The sequence below is a fragment of the Streptomyces fuscigenes genome (assembly GCF_021556455.1).
GTDB classification, from domain to species: Bacteria; Actinomycetota; Actinomycetes; order Streptomycetales; family Streptomycetaceae; genus Streptomyces; species Streptomyces fuscigenes.
In genome coordinates this window covers 1-5,985 of sequence record NZ_JAKGCV010000347.1, presented here as the reverse complement: position 1 = coordinate 5,985, position 5,985 = coordinate 1, and the positions used below count along the sequence as shown (strand labels likewise).

Genomic DNA, 5,985 nt, shown 5'->3' with positions numbered 1-5,985 from the left:
CAGCGGCCAGGGCGAGCCCGGCCGCCGTCAGCACGCCCGCCGCCGCGAGGGCGGCCCCGGGCCCGATCCGGCCCGAGGGGATCGGGCGGCCCGGACGCTCGGCCGCGTCCTCCTCCCGGTCCGCCCAGTCGTTGAGGGCCATGCCCGCCTCGTACAGGCACAGCGAGGAGCCGACCGCGAGCGCCGTGCCGCGTCCCGGGCGCACGCCCGTCGCCGCGACACCGGCGAGCGCGTCGCCCGGAACGGTGAACAGCGCCGAGACCCGCAGCAGTTCGGCCCAGTCGCGGGCGCGCCGCAGCAGCCTCACGCCTGCGTCCCGAGGCGCTCGGCGAAGGCAAGCAGCTCCGCGAACTGCTCGGCCAGCGCGGCGGACCGGCCGTCCGGGTCCTTGAAGTAGAAGCCGAGCTGCGGGAGCGGGCCCGTGATGCCGGCCTCGTGCGCGCGGGCGACGAGCCGGGCGAGGTCGAGCACGAGGGGCGCCGCGAGCGCGGAGTCGCAGCCCTGCCAGGTGGTCTGCAGGATCATCCGCGAGCCGAGGAAGCCGTCGAAGGCGATGTGGTCCCAGGCGGTCTTCCAGTCGCCGAGCGCGGGCACGTCGTCGATGTGCACCTCGCCCTCGGGTGCGGCACCGAGCGCGTCGGCGAGGACCCGCTCCTTGCCCGCGTTCTTGGCGGCCGCCGCCGCGGGGTCCGCGAGGGCCGCGCCGTCGCCGCCGCCGAGCAGGTTGGTGCCGGACCAGGCCCGTACGGTCAGCGCGCGCTGCACGAACATGGGCGCCAGCACCGAACGCAGCAGGGTCTGACCGGTCTTGCCGTCGCGGCCGGCGTGGGGAAGGCCGCTCGCCGCGACGGCGTCCGCGAGCGCGGGTGCGCGCAGGCCGGTGGACGGGGTGAAGTTGACGTAGCCGCAGCCGGCGCGCAGGGCTGCCGCCGCGTACAGGGAGCTCGGCGGGAGCCGGGGGTCGTCGGGGCGGGGCAGCGGCTCGGTCGACGACACGTTGACGACGACGGTCCGCGCGACGCCCGTCCGGCGGGCGAAGGACGCGATGTCGGCGGCGAAGCCGTCGATGATCTCCTCGTCGCCGCGCGTGTCGCCGGGGCCGGGACCACCCGGCCGGATCTCGGCGTCCGCGGCGGCCAGCTCGGCCGTGATCGCGCCGGCGAGCCCGTGCGGCAGCACGCCGGCCGCCGTCAGCGCCTCGGCGCGCTTGGGCAGCGGGCAGCTCGCGGTGTCGTGCCCGCCGAAGACGAGCGAGGCCAGTGCGGGCAGCCCGGCCGGGGCGAAGGGCGCCGTCTCCGTGACCATGCCGGTCGGCGGGTGCAGGCCCGCGGTCACGGCCGCGCACCCGGCGATCGCGGTGGTCGCGACGGAGCCGCGCGCTCCGACGAACCAGACTCCGGTACGCGGTGTGGTCGATTCGCTGCTGGTCGTCGTCACGGACTGCCTCCTGCCGCCGATGTGCCGGTGTGCTGTGTTCCCGTGTGTCGTGTTCCTGTGTTCCCGTGTGCCGTGTTCCTGTGTTCCTGCGTTCCTGTGTGCCGTGTTCGGTGCGCGATGCTGCCGCGCGTCCTGTTCCCGTGCGCTGTGCTGTGGTGGCGCCCTGTTCCCGTGCGCTGTGCTGCGGTGCCGCCGTGTCCCCGCGCCCCGCGTTCGGGCGGGCTCCGGTGCGGTCCGGTGTGCTCCGGTGCGGTCTCCCGTGTGCGGTGCCGCGGTCTCTCCCGGCCGCCCGCGGTGGGCGCGTGGCGGGCCCGCCCGGCGTAGCGCGACCGGTGCGTCTCGGGAGGGCCGCCGAGCGGTGTCCGGGCGTGCCGTCCCGCCCGGACCCTGCCTTCCGTTCCGTACTGCCCGGTGCCTCACACCGGCCGTGCCGCCCGTGGGGGCGCGGGGCCTGTCCGAGGCGGCGGGCGGGGGGTACGGCGCCTCCCCGCCCGCCGCCGGCTCGTGGAACCGCCGGTCAGGACGTCAGTCCTGGACGGGCAGCTCCTTGATCTGGATGTTCCGGAACGCGGCCTGGTCGTCGGGGCCGTGGTTCTGGATCCCGATGTATCCGTCCTTCAGGCTCCGCACGGGGTCCTTGTTGGTGAAGTCGTTGATCTTCACACCGTTGAGGAAGACCTGGAGGCGTTCGCCCTGCACCTTGATCTCGTAGCTGTTCCACTGGCCCGGCGGGCGCAGCACGCGGTCGCGCGCCTTGATGTCCGCCGCCTTGAAGGTGTAGATCGAGCCGGTGGTGCGGTCCGGCGCGTCGGTCGCGTCGATCTGCACCTCGTAGCCGTTGTCGACGGCCGACCAGGGGTCGTCCGATTCGGGGAAGCCCACGAAGACACCGGAGTTGTCGTCGCCGTCGAGCTTCCAGTCCAGCTTCAGCGAGTAGTTCGAGAACTGCTTGGCCTGGTACCACAGGAGGCCGAGTCCGCCCTCGGAGTGCAGCTCGCCGCCGCCGATGTTGAAGGCGCCCGGGCCCGCGTGCTTCCAGCCCTCCAGCGTCTCGCCGTTGAACAGGTCCCGATACCCGGTCTGGGGCTTGCAGTCGGCCTTGACCTGCCCGGTGGTGTACTTGAGGCCGCCGAGCAGCATGCCGCGGAAGTTCGCGTCCGCGTAGGACTGCTTGGTGTGGCCGAGGCCGGTGTAGAACGACCGGCCGCCCTGGTAGTCCTGGCACCAGCTGATCGGGTGGTCGCCGCGCATGGTGCCGCCCTGGTAGGTGGTCTCGTCCAGGGTGGCCAGCACGTGGACCTTGCCGCGCGGGTTGGTGCGGTAGTTGTACAGCTCGTCGTTCCAGCTCCACGCCTTCGGCAGGTGCGCCGTCGCGGGGTGCTTCTGGTCCTCGACCCGTACGGTCACCGGCTGCGGCGTGGGGTGGCCCTGGAAGTAGGCGCCGACGAGGCCGCCGTAGAAGGACCAGTCGTACTCGGTGTCGGCCGCCGCGTGGACGCCCATGTATCCGCCGCCGGTGGAGATGTAGTACTCGAACGCCTTCTGCTGCGCGGGGTCGAGCACGTCGCCGGTGGTGGACAGGAAGACGACCGCGTCGTAGCGGGCGAGGTTGTTGGTGGTGAACTGGGCCGCCGTCTCCGTGGTGTCGACGGTGATGTTGTCCTGGGCGCCGAGCTCCTTGAGCGCCGCGATGCCCTCGGGGATCGCGTCGTGGCGGAAGGCGGCGGTCTTGGAGAAGACGAGGACGCGCTTCTCGGTCTTCCCCGGGGCCTGGTCGCTGATGATGAAGTCGTCGACGTCGTAGAGCGCGCCCTCGCCGCCCTTGAACACCAGGAACAGGTCGGTGCTCTTCTTGGGCACGCCGCGCAGCGGCACGTCGATGTCCTGGAAGGTGTCCCAGCTGCCGGTGACGGGAATCGGCGCGGAGCCGAGGATCTTGCCGTCCGCGGAGCCGGTGCGCACCTCGAGGAAGCCGCCGGCCCCCGCCGAGGACACCCGCGCGGTGAGGGTCTTGGCGCCGGTCAGGTTGTACGGCGAGAAGGAGATCCAGTCGCCGTCGTTGATGTCGCCGACGGTCTTGCCGCCGTTGGCGCTGGTCTTGGACTGCGGGGTGATGCCGAAGGAGTCGCTGTAGTGCTCGGCCTGCCGGTGGCGCGGCTGCAGCTTGACCTCGTCGTGCGTCGTCAGCGGGGCCTGGCCGCCGCCACCGCCGTCGGTGTACTCGGCGTCGAGCACGCCGAAGATGTCGGCGTTGGGATCGTGGTCGGCGTCGGCCGGCGCGGTGATGGTGCCCTCGCAGCCGGTGGCCGAGGTGAGCGGGTGGCCGTGGTTGTCGTGACCGAGGACGTAGTGGACCGTCACCTTGGAGCAGTCGACGGGGCCGTCCTCCGGGTCGGTGACGGTGACCTTGAACGGCAGGGTGTCGCCGAAGGCGAACAGGGCGCCGTCCGCGGGTACGGTCAGTTCCACCTTCGGGGCGGTGTTGCCGACGACGACCTGCACGGAGGCGGTCGCGGTGTGCCCTTCGGGGTCGCTCGCGGTCAGGGTGGCCGTGTAGGTGCCGTTCTTCTTGTACGGGTGCGTCGGGTTCGCCTCGGTCGAGGAGGCGCCGTCGCCGAAGTCCCACGCGTAGGAGACGGCGTCGCCGTCCGGGTCGGAGGTGCCGGCCGAGGAGAACGCGACCCGCAGCGGCGCCGCGCCGGACGTCTTGTTCGCGGCCGCCTTGGCGACGGGCGCCCGGCCGCCGGTGACGTTCTCGATGCGGTAGACCGCCGAGTTGTCGTCGCCGCCGAACCAGGAGAGCCCGTAGTCGAGGACGTAGAGGGCCCCGTCGGGACCGAACTCCATGTCCATGACCTGCGTGCCGCTCCACGGGAAGTCGTTGATCTTCTGGACGTTCCCGTCGCCGTCCTGCTCGATGCGCTTGATCCACTGCCGCCCGAACTCGCCGGCGAAGAAGTCGCCGTCGTACTCCTCGGGGAACTTCACCGGGGAGGTGGAGTCGGGGTCGTAGCGGTAGACGGGCCCGCCCATCGGCGACTCGGAGCCGTCGCCGAACTCGGGGACGCTGGCGCCGTCGTAGGGGATCCACGCGGGCTGCGCGGGCGGCAGGTCGACCAGGCCGGTGTTGTGCGGCGAGTCGTTCTTCGGCGCGTCGCAGTCGAAGGCCGCCCCGGAGGTGCCGGTCGCGAAGTCGTAGTCGACGAACGGGTCGTTGTCACCGGTGCAGAAGGGCCAGCCGAAGTTGCCCGCCTTGGTGATCCGCGCGAACTCGACCTGCCCGCCCGGTCCGCGGGTCGGGGACGCGGCACCGGCGTCGGGGCCGTAGTCGCCCACGTAGACGGTGCCGGTCTTCTTGTCGACCGACAGGCGGAACGGGTTGCGGAAGCCCATCGCGTAGATCTCGGGCCGCGTCTTGGCGGTGCCGGGCGCGAAGAGGTTGCCGTCGGGAACCGTGTACGAGCCGTCGTCGGCGACCTTGATGCGCAGGACCTTGCCGCGCAGGTCGTTGGTGTTGCCCGCGCTGCGGCGGGCGTCGAACGCCGAGTTGCGGTCGGAGCGTTCGTCGATCGGCGTGTAGCCGTCGGAGGCGAACGGGTTGGAGTCGTCGCCCGTCGAGAGGTAGAGGTTGCCGTCTCCGTCGAAGGCGATGTCCCCGCCGACGTGGCAGCAGATGCCGCGCGAGGTGGCGACGTCGAGGACCTTCTTCTCGCTCGACTTGTCGAGGGTGCCGTCCGCGTTCAGCGTGAAGCGGGACAGGCGGTTGTACCCGTCGAAGGGGGCGAAGTCGGAGGCGGTTCCGGTCTCCGGCGCGTCGGTGGCGGGGGTGTCGAGCTTCGGCGCGTAGTAGAGGTAGATCGCCCGGTTGTGCGCGAAGTCCGGGTCGACGCCGACGCCTTGGAGGCCCTCCTCGTCGTGGTTGTACACGTCGAGGGTGCCGGCGACCTTGGTGGTGCCGGCCGCGTCGGTGATCCGCAGCACGCCGTCGCGCGAGGTGTGCAGCACCTCCCGGTCCGGCAGGACGGCCAGCGACATGGGCTCCCCGACCTCGGCCGCGCCCTTGGCGAGCGTGACCTGCTGGAAGACGGGGTCGTCGGCCGCCGCTCGGACGGCGGGGGCGGGCGCGGGAGCCGCGGTCGCGGCGGGTACGGCGCCGAGGCTCGCGCCGGCGAGCAGGACGCCTGTCAGCGCGGCGAGGAGCGATCTGGCTCTGGGGCGTTTTCTGTGCACGAAAGTCCTCCGGAAGTGGGCTGTTCGTACGCGCTTCCGGTGCTCGTCCGGCACCGGATCGGGAAAGGGCGGGCGTGGTGTGCGCCGTCACACCGGGCCCTGCCCGGGCCTCTGCGGCCCGCTGTTCTGTGCAACCACTGTGGACGGTAGCGGGGTTCGTCCGGGACCGAAAGACCTTGCGCAGGGATGCGTGCCGTCTTTACCCCGGATCAGGACAAAGCTGGGGGCGGGCACGCCGGCCCGCCCGGTGGCACCCTCGCCACCGGGCGCGCCGGTCCCGGCCGGCGGCGGGCCGCCCCGCGACCGGGCCGGGCCGCG

The 5,985-nt window shown here is 72.4% G+C and carries 3 protein-coding genes; all 3 read right to left on the bottom strand.

Annotation, left to right across the window (positions count from 1 at the left end):
• Nucleotides 1–307: UbiA family prenyltransferase (locus tag L1885_RS21945; protein ID WP_235798886.1), on the bottom strand; the 307-nt coding region annotated here is incomplete at its 3' end.
• Nucleotides 304–1,437 carry an inositol-3-phosphate synthase gene (locus tag L1885_RS21940; protein WP_235798885.1) on the bottom strand — a complete coding sequence of 378 codons (1,134 nt, stop codon included), beginning with the start codon at nucleotides 1,435–1,437 and terminating at the stop codon, nucleotides 304–306. The genes L1885_RS21945 and L1885_RS21940, both read right to left, overlap by 4 nt.
• A 525-nt stretch (nucleotides 1,438–1,962) precedes the next feature.
• Entirely contained in the window at nucleotides 1,963–5,667 is a 3,705-nt protein-coding gene (locus tag L1885_RS21935; protein WP_235798884.1) for a ThuA domain-containing protein, read from the bottom strand.
• Between the last annotated feature and the right edge of the window lie 318 nt (nucleotides 5,668–5,985).